The organism is Marinobacter persicus, assembly GCF_002934325.1.
GTDB lineage: Bacteria > Pseudomonadota > Gammaproteobacteria > Pseudomonadales > Oleiphilaceae > Marinobacter > Marinobacter persicus_A.
The window spans coordinates 70,119-96,580 of sequence record NZ_PTIV01000005.1 but is presented as its reverse complement, the minus strand read 5'-3'; the positions used below and the strand labels follow the sequence as shown (position 1 = coordinate 96,580).

22 protein-coding genes, 2 tRNA genes and 1 pseudogene are annotated in these 26,462 nt (G+C 58.5%); 12 read left to right on the top strand and 13 right to left on the bottom strand.

Translation table 11 applies throughout. The annotated features are described in order from the left end of the window. Nucleotide 1 precedes the first annotated feature (1 nt). The 4 genes from pth (at nt 2) to BY454_RS04535 (ending at nt 2,688) form a co-directional block, all read left to right on the top strand. On the top strand, nt 2-592 hold the full coding sequence (pth, locus tag BY454_RS04550) for an aminoacyl-tRNA hydrolase (RefSeq protein WP_104415613.1): 591 nt from the start codon (nt 2-4) through the stop codon (nt 590-592). Between the two features lie 82 nt (nt 593-674). Further along, on the top strand, nt 675-1,766 hold the full coding sequence (gene ychF / locus BY454_RS04545) for a redox-regulated ATPase YchF (RefSeq protein WP_104415612.1): 1,092 nt from the start codon (nt 675-677) through the stop codon (nt 1,764-1,766). Nucleotides 1,767-1,858: 92 nt separating this feature from the next. Then, nucleotides 1,859-1,935: transfer RNA gene (locus BY454_RS04540), tRNA-Met, on the top strand. Between the two features lie 234 nt (nt 1,936-2,169). Beyond that, nucleotides 2,170-2,688: a DUF4124 domain-containing protein gene (locus BY454_RS04535; RefSeq protein ID WP_104415611.1), complete on the top strand. Its 519-nt coding sequence runs from the start codon at nt 2,170-2,172 to the stop codon at nt 2,686-2,688. Between the two features lie 81 nt (nt 2,689-2,769). Here the strand turns inward: BY454_RS04535 and BY454_RS04530 are convergent, their stop codons facing one another. Continuing rightward, nucleotides 2,770-4,410 (bottom strand): methyl-accepting chemotaxis protein, encoded by a 1,641-nt coding sequence (locus tag BY454_RS04530; protein ID WP_104415610.1) that lies wholly within the window; start codon nt 4,408-4,410, stop codon nt 2,770-2,772. Nucleotides 4,411-4,498: 88 nt separating this feature from the next. On the opposite strand from BY454_RS04530, the gene BY454_RS04525 reads away from it, so the two are divergent. The 5 genes and pseudogenes from BY454_RS04525 to BY454_RS04505 all read left to right on the top strand — a co-directional run bounded on the left by BY454_RS04525 (nt 4,499) and on the right by BY454_RS04505 (nt 12,225). After that, nucleotides 4,499-5,746, top strand: coding sequence for a serine hydrolase domain-containing protein (locus tag BY454_RS04525; protein WP_104415609.1), 1,248 nt, complete (start codon nt 4,499-4,501; stop codon nt 5,744-5,746). Between the two features lie 253 nt (nt 5,747-5,999). Beyond that, nucleotides 6,000-7,277 (top strand): annotated as a pseudogene (locus BY454_RS04520) (O-acetylhomoserine aminocarboxypropyltransferase/cysteine synthase family protein). A 142-nt stretch (nt 7,278-7,419) separates the two neighbouring features. After that, the gene (lipA, locus tag BY454_RS04515) at nt 7,420-8,463 is read left to right on the top strand and encodes a lipoyl synthase (RefSeq protein WP_104415608.1); all 1,044 of its coding nucleotides are present in this window, start codon (nt 7,420-7,422) and stop codon (nt 8,461-8,463) included. Between the two features lie 12 nt (nt 8,464-8,475). Beyond that, nucleotides 8,476-9,696: a methyl-accepting chemotaxis protein gene (locus BY454_RS04510; RefSeq protein WP_104415607.1), complete on the top strand. Its 1,221-nt coding sequence runs from the start codon at nt 8,476-8,478 to the stop codon at nt 9,694-9,696. A gap of 48 nt (nt 9,697-9,744) precedes the next feature. After that, the gene (locus tag BY454_RS04505) at nt 9,745-12,225 is read left to right on the top strand and encodes an efflux RND transporter permease subunit (protein WP_104415606.1); all 2,481 of its coding nucleotides are present in this window, start codon (nt 9,745-9,747) and stop codon (nt 12,223-12,225) included. A gap of 51 nt (nt 12,226-12,276) precedes the next feature. Here BY454_RS04505 and BY454_RS04500 read toward each other — a convergent pair whose 3' ends face one another. Beyond that, on the bottom strand, nt 12,277-12,762 hold the full coding sequence (locus tag BY454_RS04500) for a Spy/CpxP family protein refolding chaperone (protein WP_104415605.1): 486 nt from the start codon (nt 12,760-12,762) through the stop codon (nt 12,277-12,279). Nucleotides 12,763-12,993: 231 nt separating this feature from the next. On the opposite strand from BY454_RS04500, the gene ylqF reads away from it, so the two are divergent. Further along, nucleotides 12,994-13,857, top strand: a complete 864-nt coding sequence (gene ylqF / locus BY454_RS04495; RefSeq protein ID WP_104415604.1) for a ribosome biogenesis GTPase YlqF — start codon at nt 12,994-12,996, stop codon at nt 13,855-13,857. Nucleotides 13,858-14,007: 150 nt separating this feature from the next. Then, entirely contained in the window at nt 14,008-14,754 is a 747-nt protein-coding gene (fnr, locus tag BY454_RS04490) for a fumarate/nitrate reduction transcriptional regulator Fnr (RefSeq protein ID WP_104415603.1), read from the top strand. A gap of 2 nt (nt 14,755-14,756) precedes the next feature. On the opposite strand, the gene BY454_RS04485 is transcribed toward fnr, so the two are convergent. From BY454_RS04485 to rnr, 9 genes are all read right to left on the bottom strand, one after another. Beyond that, nucleotides 14,757-15,605, bottom strand: coding sequence for a sugar nucleotide-binding protein (locus tag BY454_RS04485; protein ID WP_104415602.1), 849 nt, complete (start codon nt 15,603-15,605; stop codon nt 14,757-14,759). Nucleotides 15,606-15,643: 38 nt separating this feature from the next. Continuing rightward, nucleotides 15,644-16,720, bottom strand: a complete 1,077-nt coding sequence (gene alr / locus BY454_RS04480; protein WP_104415601.1) for an alanine racemase — start codon at nt 16,718-16,720, stop codon at nt 15,644-15,646. After that, nucleotides 16,720-18,126: a replicative DNA helicase gene (gene dnaB / locus BY454_RS04475; protein WP_104415600.1), complete on the bottom strand. Its 1,407-nt coding sequence runs from the start codon at nt 18,124-18,126 to the stop codon at nt 16,720-16,722. Before dnaB ends, alr begins: the two co-directional genes overlap by 1 nt. Nucleotides 18,127-18,313: 187 nt before the next feature. Next, entirely contained in the window at nt 18,314-18,760 is a 447-nt protein-coding gene (gene rplI, locus BY454_RS04470; RefSeq protein ID WP_104415599.1) for a 50S ribosomal protein L9, read from the bottom strand. A 20-nt stretch (nt 18,761-18,780) separates the two neighbouring features. Beyond that, nucleotides 18,781-19,647: a hypothetical protein gene (locus BY454_RS04465; protein ID WP_104415598.1), complete on the bottom strand. Its 867-nt coding sequence runs from the start codon at nt 19,645-19,647 to the stop codon at nt 18,781-18,783. Between the two features lie 21 nt (nt 19,648-19,668). Beyond that, nucleotides 19,669-19,899: a 30S ribosomal protein S18 gene (gene rpsR / locus BY454_RS04460; protein WP_091704208.1), complete on the bottom strand. Its 231-nt coding sequence runs from the start codon at nt 19,897-19,899 to the stop codon at nt 19,669-19,671. Nucleotides 19,900-19,924: 25 nt separating this feature from the next. Beyond that, a complete protein-coding gene (gene rpsF / locus BY454_RS04455; protein WP_104415597.1) occupies nt 19,925-20,332 on the bottom strand; it encodes a 30S ribosomal protein S6 in 408 nt (135 codons plus the stop codon). A gap of 247 nt (nt 20,333-20,579) precedes the next feature. Next, nucleotides 20,580-21,317: a 23S rRNA (guanosine(2251)-2'-O)-methyltransferase RlmB gene (gene rlmB, locus BY454_RS04450; protein ID WP_104415667.1), complete on the bottom strand. Its 738-nt coding sequence runs from the start codon at nt 21,315-21,317 to the stop codon at nt 20,580-20,582. A 36-nt stretch (nt 21,318-21,353) separates the two neighbouring features. Then, complete coding sequence (rnr, locus tag BY454_RS04445; protein WP_104415596.1) at nt 21,354-23,852, bottom strand: ribonuclease R; 2,499 nt, start codon at nt 23,850-23,852, stop codon at nt 21,354-21,356. 206 nt (nt 23,853-24,058) lie between these two features. Here rnr and BY454_RS04440 point away from each other — a divergent pair. Further along, nucleotides 24,059-24,145: transfer RNA gene (locus BY454_RS04440), tRNA-Leu, on the top strand. 229 nt (nt 24,146-24,374) lie between these two features. On the opposite strand, the gene BY454_RS04435 is transcribed toward BY454_RS04440, so the two are convergent. Both BY454_RS04435 and mpl read right to left on the bottom strand, forming a co-directional pair. Further along, nucleotides 24,375-25,010 (bottom strand): flavin prenyltransferase UbiX, encoded by a 636-nt coding sequence (locus tag BY454_RS04435; protein ID WP_104415595.1) that lies wholly within the window; start codon nt 25,008-25,010, stop codon nt 24,375-24,377. Beyond that, a complete protein-coding gene (gene mpl / locus BY454_RS04430) occupies nt 25,003-26,397 on the bottom strand; it encodes a UDP-N-acetylmuramate:L-alanyl-gamma-D-glutamyl-meso-diaminopimelate ligase (RefSeq protein ID WP_104415594.1) in 1,395 nt (464 codons plus the stop codon). The genes BY454_RS04435 and mpl overlap by 8 nt, the downstream gene beginning before the upstream one ends. Nucleotides 26,398-26,462: the final 65 nt, after the last annotated feature.

Genomic DNA, 26,462 nt, shown 5'->3' with positions numbered 1-26,462 from the left:
AATGGCACAGGATATTGTCATGATCGTCGGCCTGGGCAACCCGGGCCCCGACTACGAGAATACCCGCCATAACGCCGGTGCCCTGTTCGTCGAAGCGCTGGCCCGTGAAGCGGGCCAGACGCTCCGTCCGGACAAGAAGTACCACGGGCTCTACGCCCGCATCCACTGGCAGGGCCTGGACCTGCACCTGCTCAACCCGAGCACCTTCATGAACCGCAGCGGACTTGCCATCAAGGCCCTGGCGGACTTCTTCAAGATTTCTCCCGAACAGATCCTGGTCGCTCATGATGAGCTCGACCTCCCGCCCGGCACGGCTAAGCTGAAAAAAGGCGGCGGCCATGGCGGCCATAATGGTCTGCGGGACACCATCGCTCACCTGGGCACCAACAATTTCCAGCGTTTACGCATCGGCATCGGCCACCCTGGCGACAGCCGGAAAGTGACCGGTTACGTACTGGGCCGGTTGGGCAAACGCGAAACCGAAGACCTGCACGCCGTGTTTGACGAGATTACCCGCGTATTGCCCCAGGCAGCCGGCGGCAACCTGGCAGCGGCCATGAACCGCCTGCACAGCTTCAAGCCCGTCGCCTGAGCATAGCGGCCAGCCCTACTCGCACCCTTACCATTAGCCCGGTATAATCCGCGCAAATTTTCAGCACCAGCAGAGGCATTCCATGGGATTTAACTGCGGCATTGTCGGCCTTCCCAACGTCGGCAAATCCACCTTGTTCAATGCATTGACCAAATCCGGCATCGGCGCGGAAAACTTCCCCTTCTGCACCATCGAACCCAACGCCGGTGTGGTACCCATGCCGGACCCACGGCTCGACAAACTGGAAGAAATCGTCAAACCCCAGAAGGTGATCCCCACCGCCATGGAGTTTGTCGACATTGCAGGCCTGGTGGAAGGCGCCTCCAAGGGCGAAGGCCTGGGTAACCAGTTCCTCGCGAACATTCGCCAGACCGACGCCATCGCCCACGTGGTGCGCTGCTTTGACGACGGCAACGTGATTCACGTGTCCAACAAAGTGGACCCGGCCGCCGACATTGAAGTAATCAACACCGAGCTGGCCCTGGCCGACCTGGACACCGTGGAAAAAGCCATCAAGCGCGTCCAGCGGGTGGCCAAGAGCGGCGACAAGGATGCCAAGGCCCAACTGGCCATGTTCGAGCAGCTGCTGCCGGTACTGAATGAAGGCAAGCCCGTACGCAGCATGGGCCTGGACAAAGACCAGATGGCCCTGATCCGTGAGCTGTGCCTGCTGACCGTCAAGCCCACCATGTACATCGCCAACGTTAACGAAGATGGCTTCGAGAACAATCCGTACCTGGACCAAGTGAAGGCCATTGCCGACGAAGAGAACGCCGTCGTGGTACCTATCTGCAACAAGCTTGAGGCGGAAATCTCCGAACTGGAAGACGACGAGAAATCCATGTTCCTGGATGAAATGGGCATTGAAGAACCGGGCCTGGACCGCGTTATCCGCGCCGGCTACAACCTGCTGGGCCTGCAGACCTACTTCACCGCCGGCGTAAAAGAAGTTCGCGCCTGGACCGTGCGCATCGGCGCCACCGCCCCGCAGGCTGCGGGCGTGATCCACACCGATTTCGAGCGCGGCTTCATCCGTGCCGAAGTGGTGGGCTACGAAGATTTCGTCGCCAATAATGGCGAACAGGGCGCCAAGGACGCGGGCAAATGGCGCCTGGAAGGTAAGGACTACATCGTCCAGGACGGCGACATCATCCACTTCCGGTTTAACGTTTAATAATTCGGGATTTTTTGGCCTCAAAGCCTTGACACCTTGAGGCCAAATGTCGAAAATACGCGCCTCGTTTGGGGCGATGCCCAAAGCGAAATGGCAAGGTAGCTCAGTTGGTTAGAGCACGGCACTCATAATGCCGGGGTCGGCGGTTCGACTCCGCCCCTTGCTACCAGATTTCAAAGGGTTACAGTTCACGCTGTAACCCTTTTTTATTGGGTGTCTACAAATTGCCTACAACATGGACGATTGATCAAACAATCGCTGAGGGGCGCAGCAGCCCCTAACGCGCAATATCCCGCCCGACCTTGCCTTTGCTATCCTTACGCATCCTGCTTATTCTTTATACAAGCCTATTAACGGAATAATCGCCTGCCAGGCTTATCGGTTGAAAACAGGGGGGGACGTAATGGAACTACAACCGCTCGATTCCATATGGATAGGTGTCCTGATATCTGCACTACTTCTTTCCTCGCCGACAACCAATGCCGAAATCTACCAGTGGACAGATTCAAACGGGAAGGTCCATTTTTCTGACAGGGTTCCGGTCCAGCACCGCGATGAGGCAAACCCTGTGGAACTCTCAGCGAAGCCCCCCAGTAAAGAAGAAGTCGAAGCTGCTCATGCCAGGGCCGAGCGAATACGCGATGCTGCAGAAAGCACTGCCGAAGCGAACAGCCCCGACAGAGCGCCCGAAAACCACAAGGAAGCGCTCCCCAAACCTGAGAATGCAAAAACATCCGAACGGCCGCCTTTGACATCACCTGCCACACCCATGGAGCGCAAAAAACGGTACGAACAGGCAATGGAGCGCTATCGAAAAGCTCAGGACTGTTTTGGCCCCTACAAAAACAGAAATGGCAGCAATAGGGTTGAGGCCTACGATAAATGTCCGATAATTCCCCGCCCCCGGGAATCAGATTACTGATTCGGGCCATTACGAGGCCCAGAATATGCGCGATCAAAAAAGCCCGGCTTTGGAGCCGGGCTTTTGTCGTTTAGGTTCAGGTCAAGCCGATGTCTTGAAAACCGAGAAGCGTTCCTGCATCTCCGCCGACAACCTGGCCAGCTCCTGGCTGGCTTCGGAGGACTGGCGCGCCCCCGTCAGGTTCTGGCTCGAAAAGTCCACGATGTGGGTAAGATTGCCACTCACCTGTTCCGCCGCCACAGACTGTTCTTCCGAGGCGCTGGCAATCTGTTCGCCCATCTGGGAAATTCGCTCGATGGCATCACTCATCGAATTAATCGTCTGAGCAATCTCTTCGATCAACATCCGGTTGTCTTCCACCTGCTCCAGGCCAGACTGCATGACCGCCACCGCCGCCTTGCTTTCTTCAGTCAGCCCATTGATCACCTCGGAAATCTCGGCCGTAGAAGACTGAGTCCGCCGCGCCAACGACCGAACCTCGTCGGCCACCACCGAGAACCCTCGGCCATGCTCACCCGCCCGGGCCGCCTCGATCGCGGCATTGAGCGCCAGCAAATTGGTCTGATCGGCGATGTCATTGATCACCTGAGTCACACGTTGGATGTCTCCGCTTTTGGTCTCAAGCGCATTGATCCGATCGGACACTCGCCGGATGTCAGCGGACAAACGTTCAAGTGCTTCACGACCTCGATTACCGGCCTCGCGCCCTTCACCACCAAGGTTTTTGGCCTCCAAAGCGGCCGATTGCGCCTCATCCGCGCTTCGCGCCACATCGGAGGATGCCGCGCTCATCTGATGCATCGCCGTTGCGACCTGGTCCGTCTGTTCGGATTGCGCCTCGACATTCTTTTCCGTATCGGCATTAATGGAAGACAACTCCTCAGAGGCCGTTGCCACTTCCTCGGATATCGCCGAAAAACGGACGATAATATCGTCAAACTCTCCGAGCATGGTATTGAGCGAGTGCCCCAGCTCGGCCAGCTCATCCCTGCCCTGCACCACTACCCGGGCAGACACGTCCGATTCCGCTGTAACCTTGGCCATCAACTGCCTCATCGCGCCCAGAGGCCGAGTAATGGACATAATAATTAGCACACTGGCAATCAGAGCGACCAGCCCCACCAGAACCGCAACAACCGGATACAACACTTTACTGAAGTCATAGAGCGAGCTGACGTCCTGATGCGCCTCTGCAGCCACCTCCAGTTGCAAATCAATCAACTCGGCAATTTTTGAAGTCACCGGATCAATCGACGTGTAAAGAGGGCCGTCAATGGCGTCCAGTTGGCCCCGCGCATTGGCTGGGGCTCTTTCCAACAAAGTAATGGCTTTGGCAATCGCCTGATCGGCATCCGCAAACAGGGCTTCCACCTCATTCACCAGCGTTTGCTCTTTTGCCGTCAGGAGCGTACCTGTATAGTCGTTCCAGCGCCTCTCAACCACACCCTGTGCGTCTGTCAGCAGCGCCACTGCGGCTTCGGGGGTGAGCAGCCCTGCATTCACCTTATTAATCGCATCGACTACGTTTACCGCGTACTCGTCAGAAATGATCTTCAAATCTTTCAGAGGCACAACGCGATCATTGTAGATGCTGGAGACACCACGGTTGATATCCGCGAAAACGACCAGCGCATAGATGGAAAGGCCGGCTATCGCTGATAAAGGAATCAATACCAGAACGGTCAGGCGTAGTTTCAGGGACAGGTTATTCAGCACTGCCATTGGCAAACTCTCTTGATGATGTGATCCAGATCAATTATACCGGCATTTTATTAAAAACCTTTAAGCTACAACCATAATTAATTTCACCATGACCCCAACCAGCTCTCACGACAAAACCAACCGCCCCGCCCCCGATGTCCAGGCGGGGTTATCCATCAATCGGCTGAGTCGTATACACCGGCACCTGAACGAACAGTACGTGCAACCCGGAAAACTTCCAGGGGCGGTCACGCTGCTGGCACGACACGGCGAGGTGGTCTGGTGCCAGGCCCAGGGCCAACGGGACGTGGAACGCGGCAGGCCCATGGAGCGCGACACCGTCTTTCGCGTGTATTCCATGACCAAGCCCGTCACCGCCATCGCCATGATGCAGCTGTACGAGCAGGGCAAGTTCCTGCTCAACGACCCCGTGCATAAGTACATCCCTTACTGGAAGAACCTGCGGGTGTACAAAAGTGGCCATTACCCGGACTTCGAGACCGAGCCGGCGACCACCACCATGACCATTCGGGACCTGTTCACCCACACCTCGGGGCTCACCTACGGCTTCACCGAGCGCACCCCAGTGGATGCGGCTTACCGCAAGCTGAAGCTGGATGGCAGTCCGATACTGACTCTGGACAAGCTGGTGGATCGCCTGGCCGAACTGCCGCTGGAGTTCAACCCTGGCACCGCCTGGAACTATTCGGTCTCCACCGATGTACTTGGCTACCTGGTGCAACAGCTCTCCGGCCAGCCGCTGAACGAGTACTTCCATCAGCACATTTTCGAGCCCCTGGGCATGACCGAGACCGGCTTCCACGTGCGCCCGGACCAGCAGGACCGCTTTGCCGCCTGCTACCTGTACCAGCAAGGCGACACCATGAAGCTGCAGGACGATCCGGAACGCTCCCGTTACCTGAAGCCCCCTCGTTTCCATTCCGGCGGCGGTGGCCTGGTCTCCACCATCGACGACTACTTCCGCTTCGCCCAGGCCCTGAATCAGGGCGGCGAATACCAGGGCGCCCGCATCATTGGCCGCAAAACCCTGGAATTCATGTGCCGCAACCACCTGCCCGGCGGCCAGGATCTCCCGACAATGTCCATTGGCGGCTTCAGCGAGACTCCTTACGAAGGCACCGGTTTTGGCCTCGGCTTTTCCGTCAAAACCGACGTACCGGCGTCCCACACCATTGGCTCGGAAGGCGAATACGGCTGGGGCGGCCTGGCCGGCACCCACTTTATGGTGGACCCAAGCGAAGACCTGGTGCTGATCTTCATGACCCAGTTGATTCCCTCGCGGGCTTATCCGGTGCGCCAGGAATTAAGAGCGCTGGCGTACGGAGCTTTGGTGTAACTAAAAGCCAGCAAGCAGGCGGGTAGGCCTTTCCAAAACCGTGCGGAGCCATGGATGGCGGAGCTCGAGCGTTACAGGGACGTATTTACAGCGTGTTTTGGAAAGGCCTACCCGCCTACTTGCGTCTCACCACGCACAGACTTCGACTTACATCCTGATACCCCCTGAAACTATGGGTGCTTTCCGCTCCCTGTGGCATACTTCGTAGTTCTACTTACAACTACCAAGAAGATCACCAGCAAGGATTGTTGACATGAAAGCGGAAACCCTCGCGCTGCACGCCGGCTTCAAGAGCGACCCCACCACCAAGGCCGCCACCACGCCGATTTACCAGACCACCTCCTACACCTTCGACGACACCCAGCACGGTGCCGACCTGTTTGACCTCAAGGTGCAGGGCAACATCTACACCCGCATCATGAACCCCACCAACAGTGTGCTCGAAGAACGCATGGCCGCACTGGAAGGTGGTGTGGGCGCCCTGGCCGTGGCCTCCGGCATGGCCGCCATCACCTACGCCCTGCAGACTATCTGCAAAGTGGGCAACAACATCGTCAGTACCAGCCAGTTGTACGGCGGCACCTACAACCTGTTCGCCCACTCCCTGCCCAACCAGGGCATCGAGTGCCGCATGGTCACCCACGACGACTACGACGCCGTGGAAAAAGCCATCGACGACCAGACCCGCGCCCTGTTCTGCGAGTCCATCGGCAACCCGGCCGGCAATGTAGTGGACATCCAGAAATGGGCCGACATCGCCCACAAGCACGGCATCCCGCTGATTGTCGATAACACCGTGGCCACGCCCTTCCTGTGCCGCCCGTTCGAGCACGGCGCCGATATCGTGATCCACTCACTGACCAAATACATCGGTGGTCACGGCACCACTGTGGCCGGCGTGGTGGTGGACTCCGGCAAATTCGACTGGAAAGCCAGCGCCGAGAAGTTCCCGATGCTCAACGAGCCGGACCCCTCCTACCATGGCGTGGTCTAAACCGAAGCCCTGGGCGAAGCCGCCTTCATCGGCCGCTGCCGCGTGGTGCCGCTGCGTAACACCGGTTCTGCGCTGTCGCCGTTCAACTCCTTCCTGATCATGCAGGGCCTGGAAACCCTCGCCCTGCGCATGGAGCGTCACTGCGAGAACAGCGAGAAGGTTGCCCAGTTCCTGCAGGACCACCCGGCCGTGGAATGGGTGAATTACGCCGCCCTCGCCAACAGCCCCTACAAGGCGACTTGCGAAAAGATCTGTGGCGGCAAGGCCTCGGGCATTCTTAGCTTCGGTATTAAAGGTGGCCGCGAGGCTGGCGCCAAGTTCATCGACGCCCTGGACATGATCCTGCGTCTGGTCAACATCGGTGATGCCAAATCCCTGGCCTGCCACCCAGCCACCACCACCCACCGCCAGCTGGATGCCGACGAGCTCAAGAGCGCCGGCGTGAGTGAAGACCTGGTGCGCCTGTCGATCGGCATTGAGCATGTGGACGACATCATTGCCGACATCACCCAGGCCCTGGACAAGTCCCAGGCCTGATTGAGCCCACAACCAAATAACACCGGGTGCGACCAATGTAGCGCCCGGTTTCCCCGTGATTATCCTTACCTGTCTTGTAACTGCCCTGCCCGACGATTAATCTTTAAAGTCCTCCATGCTTTAACCCGAGAGTGTCTGGCCAATGAGCGACAGCGCAAAGCCCCGCATTACCAGTGGTTCCAAATTCCGTAACGAGCACGGCTTCTCCGCCATCAAGGACGGCGTCAAGCAAAAAGGCAGCACGGAAGACAAGCCCCTGGAGCGCAAGCCGAAATGGCTGAGGGCGCGCATGCCGGGCGGCGAACGCTACGATGCCGTCAAGAAAAACGTCAGCGAACACCGGCTGAGCACCGTGTGCCAGGAATCCCACTGCCCGAACATTGGCGAATGCTGGACCGCCGGCACCGCCACCATCATGGTGATGGGCTCGGTGTGTACCCGTGCCTGCAAATTCTGCGCGGTGGACACCGGCAACCCGAAGGGCTGGCTGGATCACGAAGAGCCAGAGAACACCGCCAAGTCCGTGGAACTCATGGGTCTGCGCTACATCGTACTAACCTCGGTGGACCGGGACGATCTGGAAGACTTCGGCGCTGGCCATTACGCCGCCTGCGTGGCTGCCATCAAAAAGCGCACTCCTGAAGTGGCCGTGGAAGCACTCACCCCGGACTTTGATGCCGTGATGCCGCTGGTCGAACAGGTGGTGGACTCCGGCCTGGATGTGTTTGCCCAGAACGTGGAAACTGTCGAGCGGCTGACCCGCCGCGTGCGCGACCCGCGCGCCGGCTACCAGAAAACCCTGGACGTGCTGGCCCACGCCAAGAAGCACCGGCCGGACGTACTCACCAAGACCAGCCTGATGCTGGGGCTGGGTGAAACCGAAGAAGAAATCCTGCAAACGATGGATGATCTGCGCGCCATCGGCGTGGATATTCTGACCCTGGGTCAATACCTGAGGCCCACTGCCAATCACCTTCCGGTGGAGCGTTACGTCACCCCGGAAGAATTCAACCGCCTCCGTGACATAGGCCTGGAAAAAGGCTTCATGGAAGTGCCCTCCGGCCCCATGGTGCGCTCCAGTTACCGGGCTGATAAAGTCTTTGATAAAAACAATCTCGGCCTGGCCGTACCGGAAGTCCCTGAGTCTTCCAATGCCATGCAGATTCCGGTCAAGGCCATAGAATAATAAGGCGAGTTAATGCTGTCTCTGCTGCGAAATATCCGGCTGAAGTACAAGTTCTGGTTGCTGAATATTGTGGTCCTGGCGGTGCTCTGCCTGCTGGCCCTCTATGCCACCTATGTCATGGCTGATTACACGGGACGCCCCTGGATGACGGTCGTGGCCGACACCCTGCCGGGTTTCGCGGTGGTGATCGCCATCCTGATGGGCCTGGAGATGGCCGGCTCACAACTGCTGATCTCCTTTATTGAACGGCACGTTAACCGACTGAAAGACACCATGGTGTCAGTCCAGGCCAGCGGCAACCTGAGCCAGCGCGCCCATGTCGACTCCAATGATGAAATCGGCCAGATGGCCACAGCCTTCAACGCCATGCAGGATCGCACTGAAGAGGTGGTCAAGAGCATGAAGCAGGCCACCGAGCGGCTGCACCAGGAGGTTCAGGCCCTGACCGAGGCCGCCGAGGCCCGTCGTGACGACCTGGGCCGACAGCAGGAAGGCGCGGACCGATCCGCCGAAGTCATTGAAACCATGCTGCAGAGCTTCGTCGGCATCGCCGAACAGGCAGGCATTGCCAATACCCTGTCCCATGAAGCCCGGGAAACCGCTATCTCCGGCGGCGAGCGCGTCAGCCAGAGTGCGGACAGCATCCGGAAACTCGCCGATGTGGTGCGCAGTTCCGCCAGCAGCGTGGAATCACTGGCCGAGAACAGCCAGGAAATCGGCCACGCCATCACCGAAATTCAAGGCATTGCCGAGCAGACCAACCTGCTGGCACTGAATGCCGCCATCGAGGCCGCCCGGGCCGGTGAGCAGGGTCGTGGCTTCGCCGTGGTCGCAGACGAAGTCCGCAACCTGGCGCGCCGGGTGCAGGATTCCACCGACCAGATCCAGACCACCCTGGACCGATTGCTCACCGCGATGAACGATGCCGTGGACCAGATGACCGGCAGTTCTGAAGACGCCAACCGCTGTGTCGAGGAATCCGAGCAAGGCCGGAAAGCCCTCGAAGCCATCAATGAGGTAGTCAGTCGCATCAACCAGACCAATCAGGAAATCGCCAACCTGTCGTCCGAACAGACTTCCGGTACCGACGAAGTCCTGGCCAATATCCAGGGTATCCGGGAGACCACCCAGAGCATGGTCACCGAGCTGTCCGAGAGCGCGGATATGGCCCGGCGCCTGAAACAACTGATCGAATCCCTGGATAATGCGTCGTCAAAGGTCACAGTTAACTAAAGATTGTGGCAAACTCTGCACCTCGTTCCACCCGCAGAGACCTTGTTCATGGATCGCCTTGGCGCCTTTTACGACCGTGTTATCCTCGCCCATCCCTGGCTCGTACTGATTCTGCTCGGCCTGCTACTGGCCGGCACCGCCCTTGGCTTTGGCCAGTTCCGGCTTGACGCCTCCGCCGAGTCATTGGTCCTGGAAAACGACCGGTCACTGGAGCAATACCGCCGGGTAAACCGCATATTTACCAGCTCCGACGACTTCCTGGTGGTGACTTACACGCCAGACCAGGAGCTGTTTACCCGCTCGGGCCTGGAGCGCCTGGCAGCCCTGCGGGATGAGCTGGCCGCACTGGATGCGGTGAGCTCCACCAACAGCATTCTTAACGTGCCACTGCTGCACAGCCCCGATCTCAACCTGGACTCGGTCGACAGTGAAATCAAAACCATCGACACCGACGATGTGCCGCCGGAAACCGCTCGCCAGGCGTTGCTGAACAACCCGCTCTACCCCAACCTGCTGATTGGTGAAAACGCCGAGACAACAGCCATTCAGGTCAATCTTCCCACCCCGAAGCAATACTTTGAACTGCTGAACCAGCGTAACGACCTTCGGGACAAGGTGCAGGCGGGCAGTGCCAGTGCCGCTGAGCAGGCGGAACTGAAGCGCATCAGCAGCGAATTCATCCAGTTCACCGAACAGATGGGCAATGAGCGCGACCAGACCATCGGCCAGGTGCGAGATATCCTCGACCGGTATCGCGATCAGGCCACCATCCACCTGGGCGGTGTACCCATGATCGTCGCCGACATGATCCGCTTTATCAAAAACGACCTGTCCACCTTTGGTGTTGGCGTGCTGGCGTTTTTACTGCTGACCCTGGCGATCATCTTCCGCCAGTGGCGCTGGGTGCTGGTGCCGTTGTTGTGCTGTGGCTTTACCGTGTGGCTGATGGTGGGGTTCCTGGGTTGGGCGCAGTGGCCGGTCACGGTTATCTCATCCAACTTCATCTCGCTGTTGCTGATCATGACCCTGTCGCTGACCATCCACCTGATCGTGCGCTATCGGGAGTTTCAGCATGACGAACCGGAAGCCGCCCCCCGGGACATCCTGCACCGCACCCTGATGGCCATGATCAAGCCCTGTTTCTACATGGCGATCACCACCATCGTGGCCTTCGGTTCCCTGACCTTCAGCGGCATTCGACCGGTGATTGATTTTGGCTGGATGATGACCCTGGGCCTGACTGTGGCCTTCCTGATCACGTTCCTGGTCTTTCCAGCCCTGCTACGGTTGATGCCGCCACCTGTTGATGAACGGGTGGCCTCCAACCGGATACCCTTCACAGACGCTTTCGCGCGCTTTACAGAGCGTTTTGGCGGAACGGTGCTCGTTGGCTCCGGGATATTGGCAGTGCTTTGTGTGATCGGCCTGAGCCGCCTTACCGTGGAAAACAGTTTTATCGATTACTTCAAGCCTTCCACGGAAATCCATCAGGGCATGATCACCATTGATAACCACCTGGGGGGCACCACACCGCTGGATGTAGTGATCACCGACAAACCGGCCCCGGAAAATGGTGGTGGAGACCCCTTTGCCAGTGACTGCGATCCATTTGTTCAGGACTGCGGCAGTGGTGAAGAGTACCGTGATACCTGGTACACCTATCAGAAAATGCAGCAGTTGGAAGAGGTGCACGAGTATCTGGACAGCCTGCCGGAAACCGGCAAGGTTCTGTCAATCGACACCACCCTGGCCCTGTTGGCACAGGTTAACCAGGGCGAGCCGCTGGACGCACTGGAGCTGGCCTTCGTGCCCGCTGCCGTGCCAGAAGACCTGAAAGACATTCTGCTGACGCCCTACATTTCCGAAGAACACGATAAGGCACGATTCAGCATCCGGATCCTCGAGACCAACCCTGATCTCAAGCGTCAGGAACTGCTCGACAAGATCCGTCATCATCTCACCCAAAAACTGGGCTATGACGAGGATCGCGTACTGTTGTCCGGCATGACCGTCATGTACAACAACATGCTGCAAAGCCTGTTCGATTCCCAGATCAAGACCATTGGGGTGGTATTCGGCGCCATCCTGGTGATGTTCCTGATCCTGTTCCGTTCCCTCACCCTGGCACTGATTGGGCTGGCGCCCAACCTGATTGCGGCCGGCTCGGTACTGGGCCTGATGGGCTGGCTGGGCATCCCCCTGGATATGATGACCATCACCGTGGCGGCCATCACCGTCGGCATCGCGGTGGACGACACCATCCACTACATCCATCGTTTCAAGACCGAGTTCGCCAAAGACCGGGACTACCTGGCTACCATGCACCGCTGTCACCGGAGCATCGGTCAGGCCATGTTCTTCACCTCCCTGACCATCATTACCGGCTTCTCGATTCTGGTGCTGTCGAACTTCATCCCGACCATCTATTTCGGGCTGTTCACCAGCTTTGCCATGTTCATGGCGCTGGTGGGCGCGCTGACGTTGCTGCCGCGACTGATCGTGCTGATCAAACCGTTCGGCCGCTCATAAAAAAACCCGCCGGAGCCGGGCTCTGGCGGGTTTCTCGGCAAACACGACTTATTACTGGGCGTTACCCTTACCCTGCTTCTGTGACTGCTGTTGCTGTTGCATCATCTGCCGGCGCTGCTGCATCTGCTGCTGCATTTGCTTCATTCGACGATCCAGCTCTTTACGTTGCTCCTCGGTAAATACGGCGTCTACCCTTGCCTGCATAAGAGCGGAGAGGCCAGCGATTTTGCCAGTCACTTCACCGAGCTCATCGGCTTTTTCCTGAATCGCACTGGCATCAAAATCCTGTTTGATTTCACCCTGCAGCTCTTGCTGAAGGGTTCTTGCAGTCTTACGCAGCTCGCGGATTTTACCTTGCATCTCTTGCATGATGCCGCGAATTTCAGTTTGCTGATCATCGGACAAGCCGACCATCTGTGCCAACTGGGACACCTGATCCGGCTGGCCACCTGACGGCTGTTGAGACTGCTGCGCAACCACACCGGTGGACAGACTCAGGGCAACCAGGGCCGAACCAAGGATCTTTACTAGTTTCATATTCATCTCCGTTTACTCGGGTGGCAGGCACCACCGTGTATTGGCTTTATTAGTGTCAGACGCACACCGTAAAACATTACGGAACGTGATTTCATCCCAACCTCGGCCTTCGTGCCCCTTCCTTCCCCGGATAGTTGGCTTCAGGCCGCAGCACAGGCGGGTTCCAATAAATGTGAAAATTTAGTCATTCCCCTGCATAATGGCGCTTTTCACCGGCAGCGGAGCACCACCATGGCCATCAACTGGTTTCCCGGGCACATGCACAAGGCCCGAAAGGAGATCAAAAAAGTCATGCCTCAGATGGATCTGATCATCGAGGTCGTTGACGCCCGCATCCCGTTCAGCAGCGAAAATCCGCTGGTCCCTTCCCTGCGTGGCGACACGCCGTTGATCAAGGTACTGAACAAACGGGATCTGGCCGATCCGGAAGTGACCAGCCAGTGGCTGGAATGGCTGGAGCGGGAGCGCGGCGTGCGAGCCCTGACCCTGACCCAGAACCAGCGCCGGGAAGCACTGGCGATTCTGGACCTGGCCCAGGAAATGACGCCGGATCATGACCGCGAGAAAAGCGCCCTGCGAGTGATGATTCTGGGCATTCCCAATGTCGGGAAATCAACGCTGATCAATACCCTGGCTGGACGGCCGGTGGCAAAAACCGGAAACGAGCCAGCCGTTACCCGCGCCCAGCAGGCCATCAAACTGCCCAACAACATACTGCTGTACGATACCCCGGGCTTTCTCTGGCCCAAGCTCTCACCAGAGGCTTGTGGTTATCGGCTGGCCATTACCGGCGCCATCCGGAGCGCCGTGCTCGATTTTGAAGACGTGGCCCTGTTCGAGGCCGATTTTCTGGTGGCCCATTACCCGGAACTGGTTGTGGACCGCTACGGTCTCGATGAGACGCCCCGTGACGGCCTGTCGCTGATGGATGCCATCGCCGTCAAACGCCGCTTCCTGGGGCGCGGCGGGGTACCGAACCTGCACAAAGTGTCGGAAGTGTTGCTCAATGAGTTCCGTTCCGGCACTCTCGGACGCATTTCCCTGGAAACACCCGCAGTGGTGGAAAGGGAGCTGGAAGAACTCCAAGATACTTGATCTCGGTCAAGGTAACAGGGATGATAGAAAACAGAGCGGAAGCTCTCAGGGATGATAGAAATTACCGAGCTCAGGCTCTCAAGGAACGTGGACGCACCTGACCGCCAATCGTCGGGTGTGATATGGATCAACGCGGATGGTTCATCAAATATGGCCCAGGCAATTCGACTCCAGCAAGCATCTCCCCTCAAAGCGGCCTGCAATCAATGCAGCTTGAGCAACCTCTGCCTCCCCCTGGCAATTGAAGAAAACGATCTCGACCGGCTTGAAGACATCGTCCAGCAGGGCAAGATCTATAACCGGGGCGAGCATATCTTCGACCAGAGTACGCCAGTGCGGTCGTGCTTTGCGGTGAAGAGTGGCTCGATCAAGACTTCGATCATTACCGAGGGTGGAGAAGAACAGGTCACCGGCTTTTTCATGCCGGGTGAACTGGTTGGGCTCGACAGCATGAGCAGTGAAACCTATGCCTGCACTGCCCGCGCGCTGGAGCGTACGAGTGTGTGTGAGTTTCCGGTCGACAAGCTGGAAGAACTGACGGGCAAGCTGCCCGAACTGCAGCACCACATGTACCGGATGATGAGCCAGGAAATCCAGAACAGCCATCAGTTGGCCATGTTGCTGAGCAAGAATACGGCAGAAGAGCGCATCGCTGCCCTGCTGCTGTCGCTATCCAGCCGTTTCCGCCGTCGGCGCATGTCGGCCACCAACTTCAGCCTGCCCATGGCCCGCAACGACATTGCCAACTTCCTGGGCCTGGCCGTGGAAACCGTCAGTCGGGTATTCACCCGCTTCCAGAACCAGGGCATCATCCGCGCCCGTGGCCGGGAAGTGGAGCTACTGGACGTGGATGCACTGCAAGTGGTGACGAGAGACTTCGCTCGTCAGGGTCAGTAACACTACTGCCCCTGACAAACCATCTTTACCTCTTCCGTTAGCCAGTTGCGCCACGGAAGCTGTTTGATGCCGAAGGTGTTACGGATTTTGCTGCACACTATGGTGGTATTCACCGGCTCCAGGTGCCCCCATTCCGGCATATCGTCTACCACGCGGGTGCTTTGGGGAATACCAGGCATACCAACCACTTCCAGCCCCAACTCATAAAGATTGATTTCTTCAGCTCCGGCGTACTGGTAGGTACCCCACACTTCCGCCCCACAATCCAGTTGCAGGACAATGGCGGCCATCACCCGAGCCAGGTCAGATACCGCCACTGGCTGGCCTCGACAGCGCCCGGGCAGAGCCAGAACGCCGGAGTCAACCGCACAATCATGCACCTTGCGAACCACCCGTGCCAGACTCCAGCCCGTTCGCAGAATGATGTGACGAGGCAAAGACGTGCGCAACGCCTGCTCGCACTCCCATTGCCAACGGCCAAGTTCGTTTATAGGCTGCCCGGGATTGGATGAGATATAGGCACCCTGCTTCCGACCATCAAACACATAGCATGACGACAACTGGAGCAGCGCCATGCCATGCTCACGGGCGTATTCCGCCAACGCCAGCGGCAAAGCGAACGCGGCCTGATGGGTCTGCTCCCGGTTTTGCTCAGCCTGCTCGGGATCATCCAGCCATAAGGCATTCACGATCAGGTCCACATCTTTTGGCACCCAGTTATCCAGGGCGCCGGTGCCGGCCTTGGCCGGGTCACTGACCAGCAATGGGCTAACCCGCAAATGGGTTTTGCGCAACCGTTCCAGAAGCACTTTCCCCAGTGGGCCATAATCGTGAACAACTAGTACATGCACGCCGAAACAATGCCTCCGGAATAGTGGTGAAATACGGCTTACTGATAAATTCTCGGAACCCGCGCGGTAACGCCGGTCAGCAACTCATAACCAATGGTACCGGCACAAGTGGCAACTTCGTCAACGCTGACAGTGTCGCCCCAGAGCTCCACCGTATCGCCTTCCCGGGCGTCTGGCACCGATGACAGGTCCACTGCCAGCATGTCCATGGATACCCGTCCCAACAACCGGATACGGCGGCCACCAATCGCCGCAGGCGTATCGGTTCCCGCATGACGGGGGTAACCATCACCGTACCCGATGGCCACCATCCCCATTCGCGTGTCCTTGTCGGCAGTCCAGGTGGCGCCATAGCCGACCGACTCTCCTGCCCGCACGGTACGGGTGGCAATCAATGGCGCCTCCAGGGTCATGGCCGGCTTCAGACCCAACTCAAGCCCCGTTTTTCCTTCCATCGGAGAACCACCGTACAGCATGATCCCCGGGCGGCTCCATTGGTACAGCGGCTGCCCTTCCAGGAAATGCGCGGCGGAATTACCCACGCTGCGCATCAGCTCCGGCCACGGAGCCGTGGCTTGTTCAAAGCATTGGGTCTGCTGGGCGGTCATGGGATTACCGGGCTGGTCGGCACAGGCGAAATGGGTGACAAACCCCAGCAGGTTACTGTCATGGCCGGCCGCCTTCAGACCCGACCAGACACCGGCAAGTTCTTCCGGGCGAAAGCCCAGACGGTTCATGCCGGTGTTCACCTTGAGCCAGAACCGGGGTACCTCCGTGCTTGCCGATAGCCAGGCCAATTGGGCCGGGCTGTGCAACACCGGTTCAAAATCCTCGTGCACACAGTCTTTCAGATCCGCCTGCTGGTGCACGCCCTGCAGCAGTGCCACGGGGTGCGTCAGACCCGCCTCCCGAATCGCCCGGGCCTCTTCAAGGCAAGCTACGGCATACTTGCCGGCATCCTCAGCCAGGGCATGCGCCACCGCCCGGATGCCGTGGCCATACCCATCAGCCTTGACCACCGCCATGGCCCGGGCGTCACCGGCCATCCGGCTTGCCAGTCGGTAGTTGTGGCTTATCGCCTCAAGATGGATTCGGGCAACCGTGGGGCGGGCCATCAGTAATCCCCACCGTAATCGCCATAGTCACCATGAGCCAGGTCTTCAAACTTGGTGAACTTGCCAATGAAGGCCAGACGGGTGGTGCCGATAGGGCCGTTCCGCTGCTTACCAATGATAATCTCGGCAATGCCCTTGTCCGGAGTGTCTTCGTTATAGACCTCGTCCCGGTAGACGAACATGATCACGTCCGCGTCCTGCTCGATGGCACCCGATTCCCGCAGGTCCGAGTTCACCGGGCGCTTGTTGGGCCGTTGCTCCAGGCTCCGGTTCAGCTGCGACAGGGCCACCACCGGGCAGGCCAGTTCCTTGGCCAGACCTTTCAGGGACCGGGAAATTTCGGAGATCTCGGCCGTCCGGCCCTCGGTGTTACCCGGCACACGCATTAGCTGCAGGTAATCGACCATGATCAGGCCCAGCTTGCCGTCGTTCTCCCGGGCAATACGGCGCGCACGGGATCGCATCTCGGTGGGGCTCAGGCCGGGGGTGTCGTCGATATACAGAGGCTTGTCCTTCAAAAGGCTCACGGCCGAGGTCAGGCGCGGCCAGTCGTCTTCTTCCAGGTTACCACTACGGACCTTGGTCTGGTCGATGCGCCCCAGCGAGGAGAGCATACGCATGGCCAGGGCATCGGCGGGCATTTCCATACTGAACACCAGGATCGGCGTGCCGGTGGTGATGAGCGCGTTCTCCACAATGTTCATGGCGAAGGTGGTCTTACCCATGGAGGGGCGGCCCGCCACAATGATCAGGTCCGCCGGCTGCATGCCCGAGGTCTGCTCGTCCAGGTCCTTGAAGCCGGTGGTCAGGCCGGTGGTCTTGTCGCCGGATTCGAACAGCTCTTCAATGCGAGTCAGGGCATTGGCCAGAATGGGATTGATCGCCTTTGGCCCGGAGCCCTCCTTGGTACGGGATTCGGCAATCTGGAACACACTGCGCTCGGCCTCATCCAGGATCTCGCTGCTCTTGCGACCCAGGGGGTTGAACGCGGAATCGGAAATCTTGCCAGACACTTCCAACAACTGGCGAAGGATTGAGCGCTCCTTGACGATCTCGGCATAAGCCTTGATGTTGGACGCGCCCGGGGTTTTTTCCGCCAGCTGGGCCAGGTACTCAAGCCCGCCGGCGTCTTCAATATCCCCGGCCCGTTCCAGGAATTCGGTCAGGGTGACCACATCCAGCGGCTCACTCTCGCTGGCCAGCCGCTCCACGGCCCCGAAAATCAGCCGGTGATCCTGTCGATAGAAATCCGAGGCAGAGATCATTTCCGCCACTTCGTCAAAACGGCGGTTGTCCAGCATCAGGCCGCCCAGCACCGCCTGTTCGGCTTCAACCGAATGGGGAGGCACTTTGATGCGGCTGGTCTCGAGATCGACAGCGTCGGCTTTCAGGGTTGGATTGGCCATGGACACACTTCTTCAGGTGCTGCCAGCCTGGCAAGGGTATCGCCGGGAAGGCACGGAATGAAATTGAAAGGTACAAGAATACCAGAAAGCAACGGGCCCGAAACCGTCTCCGGTTCGGGCCCGTTTATACCTGCCAAAACAGGACGTTTCAGCAGGCTATGCAAGCACCATCAGGCGGAGCAACCGGTTAGCCGGCAACAACCGCCAGCTTGATGGTTACTTCCACGTCGGTGTGCAGCTGCAGCTCGATGTCGTACTCGCCAGTCACCCGGATCGGGCCTTCCGGCAGACGAACTTCGCTCTTCTCAACTTCGGTGCCAGCGGCGGTGATCGCGTCTGCGATGTCGCGCACGCCAATGGAACCGAACAGCTTGCCTTCTTCACCAGCCTTGGAGGTGATGGTTACAGAAGTGCCTTCCAGAGCTTCGGCGCGAGCCTGGGCAGCGGCCAGCTTCTCGGCAGCGGCTTTTTCCAGCTCGGCACGACGCTCTTCGAACGCCTTGATGTTCGCTTCCGTGGCAGGCACAGCCTTACCGTACGGCAGCAGGAAATTACGACCGTAACCGGCCTTTACCTTTACCTTGTCACCCAGTGAGCCAAGGTTTGCTACTTTCTCGAGCAGAATAACTTCCATCTCGTTAACCTCTTCGTGCTTTATTCAGCCGATCCGTCAGGCTTGATACGCCTGCGGATGTCCAGCCAGCTATCCACAAAAGCCAGAACCAACAACAGCATCATCAGACTCGGACCCAACAGCAACAGGGCAATGTAAAACATGACCAGCCACTGCACGCTCCACTGCTTACGAGCAACCACACCGTGAACCAGCGCCAGGCCAGCCAGGAACAGGGGCGTTCCCGCGGCCCAGGCCAACAACAATGAGTTGAGGCCCAACACCGGCCCGATCATCATTGTGACTGCGCACAGCACGGCGATGACCGGTGACAACCGCAGACTGTGAAACTCCTTGCGGAATCCGCCCGGGTTGTACAGGGCTGCCTGCCACCCTCTCGCCAACATGGTCATACCAACTGCGGTGGCGAAGTAGGTGCCCGCCATACTGGCGGTCATGGTGTCCCGGATAATCAGCTCCAGGTCACTGCCCAGTTCCTGGGCAATCTCGGCGTTGTATTGCTTGTAAAACTCAATACCCGACTGAACCAGATCGCTCAGTAATGCCGGGTACATCAGAGGCAGCATCAGCCCGGTCAGTATTGCCAGGAAAGCGCCGGATAACAGCGCTTTTTCCCAAGTCCCTGAGGTCCTGAGGATCAGCGCCATCAACATTGTCTGCAACACCACCACCAGGGCCGTCGGGTCCTGGCCATAAAGAGCCCAACCCAATGCCGGAAGCAGTGCCCAGAGGCCGATATTCAACCCCTGACGCAGGCCCAGTCGAAGAACAACCAGGCCGACAACTGCCGCGCCAATCCAGAACAACAGAGGTACCGCAGTGGTGACTGCTGCAACCCCGCCGGCCTGAAGGGGACCGCGCATTACATACTGTGCCAGTGCACGCATGGTCCCGAGTCCTGTCTGTGCTTAGTGGTCGTGGCTGTCCGTATACGGCAGCAGTGCCAGGTAGCGGGCACGCTTGACAGCGGTAGCCAGCTGACGCTGATAACGTGCTTTGGTGCCGGTAATGCGGCTGGGCACGATTTTGCCGGTTTCAGTGATGTAGCCTTTCAGGGTGTCCAGATCCTTGTAATCGATCTGCTTGACACCTTCTGCCGTGAAGCGGCAGAACTTACGACGTCTGAAAAAACGAGCCATTAGATAACTCCTTAACTCCGGTTAATTACTCTTCTTCGCCCTGACTCTTGGCTTTCTGGCCAGAATCGGACTCGGCAGAACGACGAGGACGCTCTTCGCGACGATCTTCGCGGGATTCCGCGGCTTTCATCGGGGAAGGCTCGGTAACAGCCTCGTCCTGACGCAGGATCATCTCGCGGATGATGGCATCGTTGAACCGGAAGTTATGAGTCAGCTCATCCATAGCCGGCTTGGAACATTCAACGTTCATCAGCACGTAATGAGCCTTGTGAATCTTGTTGATCGGGTAAGCCAGGTGACGACGGCCCCAATCTTCCAGGCGATGTACCTTGCCGCCATCTTCAGTGATGACGCCGGTATAACGCTCGATCATCGCGGGCACTTGCTCGCTCTGATCCGGATGTACCATAAATACGATTTCGTAGTGACGCATGAGTTCTCCCTACGGTTTATACAGCCTTCTTCCCCGGCAGCGCTGCCAGAGCATGAAGGCAAGGAGTAGACAGCCAGGCTGTCCGTTTTATTTCTGCTTTTACGATAAGGCTTTATTACAAAGGCTTGATCAAAAGCGGGATTCGGTTTGCCGTAAGTCAGGCAAAACAAAACCACCCCTAAAAATAGGGGTGGCATATTCTAGGCGCCCAGGCCTGGTTGTGCAAGGCTTAATCAGCCCTCAGCCCTCAGCCCTGGCGCTGACGCACCGCTTCGTAAAGGCAGACACCCGTGGCTACGGACACGTTAAGGCTATCCACGTGCCCGGCCATGGGAATGTTGATCAACTGATCGCAGTGCTCCCGGGTCAAACGGCGCATGCCCTTTCCCTCGGCACCCATCACCAGCGCCACGGAGCCTTTGAAATCCGCCTGGTACAGGGTAGCGTCCGCCTCACCGGCGGTGCCAATCAACCAGACACCCTGATCCTTGATTTCGCGCAGAAAGCGAGCCAGATTGGTCACCCGCACAAACGGCACCGTTTCCGCTGCGCCACAGGCCACTTTGCGGGCCACCGGCGTGAGACTCGCGGATTTGTCCTTGGGCACAATCACCGCCTGCACGCCGGCGGCATCCGCGGTGCGCATGCAGGCGCCCAGATTATGAGGATCGGTCACCCCGTCCAGCACCAGCAGGAACGGCGGCTTGTCACTGTTTGCCAACTGAGCCAGCAGATCGTCTTCAGTCCACTCCTTGCTGGCGGACACCGCCGCGACAATACCCTGATGAACACCGGAGACCCGCTCGTCCAGTTCTTTACGATGGACAATCTGCCACTGCACACCTAGACCATCGAGGGCACCGGTGACCGTCTTGACCCGCTTGTCCTGGCGGCCGGTCTGAATCCACACCCGCTGAAGCCGCTCCGGCTCGCGCTTGAGCACGGCATCCACGGCGTGCCAGCCAAAAATGTATTCCTGAGACACTGAACTTTCCTGCATCTGGCGTTGCTGAATCTTGCGTTATTTCCCGGATTTGCCTTTACGGCCACCGCGCCTGGCGGGTTTCCGGGCTTGTTTAGCGGCTTCGGCCACCAGTTTTTCCCGGGCGCTGGACGGTGGCACTTTGGCATTGGGCTGACCACCGGGCTTCGCCCCGGAGCGGCCGCCAGGGGAGCCGCCGGCTTTCTTCTTGCCGCCACGACTGCCTTTTTTGCCACGTGAGCCTTTGTCACTGACATCACGCCGGGCAATATCCAGCGCTTCCCGATCGCCTTCTCTGTGTTTCGGCTCGCTGACCAGCTCCAGGTCGATCTTGCGATCTTCCATGCCGACACGGGCAACCTGCACACGAACCTCATCCCCCAGACGGAAACTCACGGCGGTTCGTTCACCAATCAACCGATGCTTGATGGGGTCATGGTGGAAATAATCGCCACTCAGGGACGACACATGCACCAGACCTTCAATATAGATATCGGACAGGGACACAAAAATCCCAAAGGGCACCACGGCCGCGATCACCCCATCGAATTCGTCGCCCACGTGATCCCGCAAAAACTCACACTTGAGCCAGGCCTCCACATCGCGGGTGGCGTCGTCGGCGCGGCGCTCGGTCATCGAGCACTGCTCACCGAGCCGCTCCATGTCCGCATACTCATAGGGATATTTCGCCAGCTCCGGATCGGTCACTTTCGGAGTCACCACATCCTTCTTTACTTCCGGCTTGTGGATCCGGGATTTAATGGCGCGATGCACAATCAAATCCGGGTAGCGCCGAATCGGTGAGGTGAAGTGGGTATAGCTGGCGAAGCCCAGGCCAAAGTGACCACTCTGCTCCGGACTGTACACCGCCTGACTGAGCGAGCGCAGCATGACCATCTGGATGACATTGGCATCCGGCCGGTCCGCCACTTCGGCCAGCAATTGCTGGTAATCGGCGGAAGTCGGCTTGTCTCCGCCGCCCAGCTGCAGACCCAGTTCACCCAGGAACAGACGCAGGTTCTGAAGCTTTTCCTCACCCGGCCCTTCATGCACACGGTACAGCGCCGGCACTTCGTGCTTTTTCAGGAACCGGGCCGTGGCCACGTTGGCGCACAACATGCACTCTTCCACAATCTTGTGGGCATCGTTGCGATGCACCGGCACGATTTCTTCAATCTTGCGGTTGGCATCGAAGACTATTTGGGTTTCGGTGGTTTCGAAATCAATGGCACCGCGCTCGGTGCGCGCCTTTCGGAACTGCTTGTACAGATCGTAAAGATTGTGCAGATGCGGCAGCAGATCGGCGTAATGCTCACACAACCGGTAACCCTCCTCGGTATCCGGGTGCTCGAGCATGGCACTGACCTTGTTGTAAGTCAGTCGCGCGTGGCTGCGCATCACCGCCTGGTAGAAGGTGTAGCCACTGAGGTTGCCGGCGGCGCTGATGGTCATGTCCGCCACCATGCACAGGCGATCCACGCCCGGGTTCAGGGAGCACAGGCCGTTGGAGAGTTTCTCCGGCAGCATGGGCACCACGTGGTCCGGGAAGTAAACCGAGTTACCACGGCGAACCGCTTCTTCATCCAGGGGAGAGCCCGGACGCACGTAATGGGACACATCGGCAATGGCCACCACCAGCCGGTAACCGCCGCGCGGGCGCGGCTCGCAATAGATGGCGTCGTCAAAATCCCGGGCAGTTTCGCCATCAATGGTGACCAGACGCATGTTCCGGATATCCACCCGGTTCTGCTTGTCCTTTTCTTCCACTTCTTCAGGGATCGAAGCCGCCTGCTCGCCCACTTCCGTCGGCCAGTTGTGGGGAATGTCGTAGGAGCGGATGGCCACGTCGATTTCCATGCCCGGGGCCATGTGCTCGCCCAGAATTTCGACAATCTGGCCAGTGGGCTGGGTGCGAATGGTTGGCTGGCGCAGGATATCGGCCACCACATACTGGCCATGCACGGCACCACCCGCCTGCTCATCGGGAATCAGGATCTCGTGGTTGATGCGGGCGTTTTCCGGCACCACAAAGGCGATACCGCTTTCCTTGAAGAAGCGCCCGACGATCTGCTCGGTCTTGTGCTCCAGTACTTCGACAATCACGCCCTCCCGACGGCCACGGTCATCCACCCGGTCCACCCGGGCGGCAACACGGTCACCGTGAAACACCTGGCGCATCTGTCGGGCGGTCAGGAAAAGATCGGAGCCTTTGTCATCCGGGATCAGGAAACCGAACCCATCTTTGTGACCGACAATGCGGCCCGTAACCAGTTCAGCCTCATCCAGTGGCAGATAAGCACCCCGACGGTTGCAAATCAACTGCCCGTCGCGGCACATGGCAATCAATCGACGGCGGATGGCTTCAATACTGTCTGGCTCAGTCTGCCCGAACTCCTGGCAGAGCGTCTCGTGAGTGGCTGGCGCCCCCCGCTCTTTCAGGTGCTGGATAATATACTCCCGGCTCTGTACCGGGTTTTCGTATTTGCGAGCCTCGAGCTCAGCATTCGGGTCTTTGTTTTCTTTCTTCCGGGAAACCATTCGGATCCTTCTTGGTTGGCCGCAACAGTGCGGCAAAATTCATATTTACCCCAGTATAACGTCGGGATGTCTTACCTGCCTAACCAGAGCGTGTTTTTACCTATGCAAGTTTCTGAAAACTTTTTTGAAAAAAGTGTTTGACAGACCCGGAAGGAATCCTTAAAGTACGCGCCATCGGTTGAGGGGCTCACCTCAACAAGTCATCTGCCGAGGTGGCGAAATTGGTAGACGCGCTAGCTTCAGGTGCTAGTGGGGGCAACCCCGTGGAGGTTCAAGTCCTCTCCTCGGCACCACTTCTTCCCCCTAAGAAGTGGCCTTGATACTCCCCAGATTAATTAAAACTCCCATACGATTACACACGTCAGCGCGATGCTATTGTGCTGTATTTTTGTGTCTGTTTGTTTACGCCCGTACTCTGGGAGTAAGCGGGTAGGTCTTTCCAAAACCGTGCGGAGCCATGGATGGCGGAGGACGAGCGCTACAGGGACGTATTTACAGCGTGTTTTGGAAAGACCTACCCGCTTACTCTTGCACCGTTGAGCCCTTAGACTCCCCCCAACGCGGCACCATGGTCTGCTCCAGACCCAGATGGTCCAGAATCCTTGCCACCATGAAGTCCACCAAATCGTCGACCGATTCCGGCTTGTGGTAGAAACCCGGGCTGGCCGGCATAATCACCGCACCCATCCGGGTGAGCTTGAGCATATTTTCCAGGTGCACTTCCGAGTATGGCGATTCGCGCAACACCAGGATCAACTGGCGGCGCTCTTTCAGCGCTACATCCCCGGCCCGTTCGATCAGGTTGTTACTGGCGCCGGTGGCAAGCGCTGACAAAGTACCCGTGCTACAGGGGCACACCACCAACGGAGCTTTCTCTCCAGAGCCGGAGGCCGGCGGTGAAAACCACTCTTCCCGACCGAAAACCTGGATCTGACCATCAGCCGCACCGGTGTATTCGGTAAACGCCTCTTTCATGGACGGCGGCGAACCCGGCAACCGGAAATCGGTTTCCGTGGCGATCACCACCTGGGCCGCCCTGCTGACCATGACGTTTACCCGGCATTGATTCGCCACCAGGCACTGCAACAGCCGCAGGCCGTACTGGGCGCCCGAGGCGCCGGTGAATGCCAGATTAACTACCGCCGGTGATTCAGCCACGCACTTTCTCCAGTTCCGCCACGAGTTTCTGGTGAATGCCACCAAAGCCACCGTTACTCATGATCACAATATGGCAGGTTTCCGGGAGTTGCTCCAAGGCGCTGCCGATCAGCGCTTCCACCGAATCCTCTACTCGATGATGATCACCAGCTCCCCGCCCTTCTTTCCAGCCTTCGAGTAGCACCGGCAGCCATGCCATATCCGTCAGATTGCCCCACAGCACCCGATCGGCCGCATCCGTACTGGGAATCAGCGCCTGCTGGTGCACGCCCTGTTTCATGGTGTTCGAGCGCGGCTCCACAATGGCCAGGATCGGCTCATCGCCGACACGATTGCGCAAGCCTTCCAGGGTGGAGGCGATGGCGGTGGGATGATGGGCAAAATCGTCATACACGCGAACCCCACCGATCTCGGCGATCAACTCCATGCGACGCTTCACACCACCAAACCGGCACAACGCCGCCACGGCGTGGTCCGGGGTGATGCCAATGTGCCGGGCTGCCGCGATCGCGGAGAGCGCGTTGCGCACGTTGTGGGTACCGGTGAGGTTCCATCTCAGGGCCGCCACCGGTTGCTCGTGGTGAATCACCATGAACCGGCTGCCATCCTCTGACAACAACTCAGCTCGCCAGTCAGCCATGTGCCCCACTTCGCTTCCAATGGCGGTGTCCTGGACGGAACTCCAGCAACCCAGGCCAAGGGCATTGTCGAGGTGAACATCCCGGGCAGGCCGCACAATCATGCCTTGGGAGGGCACGGTGCGCACCAGGTGGTGGAACTGGCGCTCAATGGCTTCCACGTTCTCGAAAATATCGGCGTGGTCATACTCCAGGTTATTCAGGATCAGGGTATCGGGGCGGTAGTGGACAAACTTGGAGCGCTTGTCGAAGAACGCGCTGTCGTATTCGTCGGCCTCGATGACAAAGAAATCACTTTTGCCCAGGCGGGCGGAGACGGAAAAGTCCTGGGGCACGCCGCCCACCAGGTAACCCGGTTCGAAGCCGGCCTGATCCAGAATCCACAACAACATGGCGGTGGTGGTGGTTTTTCCGTGAGTACCAGCAACGGCCAGCACCCAACGATGACGCAGCACTTCCCGGGAAAGCCATTCGGGACCGGACATGTAATCAATGTGCTGGTTCAGCACCGCCTCGACTTCCGGGTTGCCCCGTGACATGGCATTGCCGATCAACACCAGATCCGGCTTTGGCTTGAGGTTTTCCGCGCCATACCCCTCCATCAACTCAATACCCTGGGCTTCAAGCTGGGTGCTCATGGGCGGATACACGCCTTGATCCGAGCCGGTGACCTTGTGGCCCAGCTCACGGGCAATGACGGCCAGACTCCCCATAAAGGTGCCGCAGATTCCCAGAATATGAATGTGCATTGAGGTACCGCCTCCTGATTGAAAACCTGCAAAGCCTCCATCATCCCATTGACCGGGTCAAGGGC

What these genes read in the sequence shown, in the direction of transcription:
- pth (WP_104415613.1), top strand. Translation starts at nt 2, where the DNA reads ATGGCACAGGATATTGTCATGATCGTCGGCCTGGGCAACCCGGGCCCC.
- ychF (WP_104415612.1), top strand. Translation starts at nt 675, where the DNA reads ATGGGATTTAACTGCGGCATTGTCGGCCTTCCCAACGTCGGCAAATCC.
- BY454_RS04535 (WP_104415611.1), top strand. Translation starts at nt 2,170, where the DNA reads ATGGAACTACAACCGCTCGATTCCATATGGATAGGTGTCCTGATATCT.
- BY454_RS04530 (WP_104415610.1), bottom strand. Translation starts at nt 4,410, where the DNA reads ATGGCAGTGCTGAATAACCTGTCCCTGAAACTACGCCTGACCGTTCTG.
- BY454_RS04525 (WP_104415609.1), top strand. Translation starts at nt 4,499, where the DNA reads ATGACCCCAACCAGCTCTCACGACAAAACCAACCGCCCCGCCCCCGAT.
- lipA (WP_104415608.1), top strand. Translation starts at nt 7,420, where the DNA reads ATGAGCGACAGCGCAAAGCCCCGCATTACCAGTGGTTCCAAATTCCGT.
- BY454_RS04510 (WP_104415607.1), top strand. Translation starts at nt 8,476, where the DNA reads ATGCTGTCTCTGCTGCGAAATATCCGGCTGAAGTACAAGTTCTGGTTG.
- BY454_RS04505 (WP_104415606.1), top strand. Translation starts at nt 9,745, where the DNA reads ATGGATCGCCTTGGCGCCTTTTACGACCGTGTTATCCTCGCCCATCCC.
- BY454_RS04500 (WP_104415605.1), bottom strand. Translation starts at nt 12,762, where the DNA reads ATGAAACTAGTAAAGATCCTTGGTTCGGCCCTGGTTGCCCTGAGTCTG.
- ylqF (WP_104415604.1), top strand. Translation starts at nt 12,994, where the DNA reads ATGGCCATCAACTGGTTTCCCGGGCACATGCACAAGGCCCGAAAGGAG.
- fnr (WP_104415603.1), top strand. Translation starts at nt 14,008, where the DNA reads ATGGCCCAGGCAATTCGACTCCAGCAAGCATCTCCCCTCAAAGCGGCC.
- alr (WP_104415601.1), bottom strand. Translation starts at nt 16,720, where the DNA reads ATGGCCCGCCCCACGGTTGCCCGAATCCATCTTGAGGCGATAAGCCAC.
- dnaB (WP_104415600.1), bottom strand. Translation starts at nt 18,126, where the DNA reads ATGGCCAATCCAACCCTGAAAGCCGACGCTGTCGATCTCGAGACCAGC.
- rplI (WP_104415599.1), bottom strand. Translation starts at nt 18,760, where the DNA reads ATGGAAGTTATTCTGCTCGAGAAAGTAGCAAACCTTGGCTCACTGGGT.
- BY454_RS04465 (WP_104415598.1), bottom strand. Translation starts at nt 19,647, where the DNA reads ATGCGTGCACTGGCACAGTATGTAATGCGCGGTCCCCTTCAGGCCGGC.
- rpsR (WP_091704208.1), bottom strand. Translation starts at nt 19,899, where the DNA reads ATGGCTCGTTTTTTCAGACGTCGTAAGTTCTGCCGCTTCACGGCAGAA.
- rpsF (WP_104415597.1), bottom strand. Translation starts at nt 20,332, where the DNA reads ATGCGTCACTACGAAATCGTATTTATGGTACATCCGGATCAGAGCGAG.
- rnr (WP_104415596.1), bottom strand. Translation starts at nt 23,852, where the DNA reads ATGGTTTCCCGGAAGAAAGAAAACAAAGACCCGAATGCTGAGCTCGAG.
- mpl (WP_104415594.1), bottom strand. Translation starts at nt 26,397, where the DNA reads ATGCACATTCATATTCTGGGAATCTGCGGCACCTTTATGGGGAGTCTG.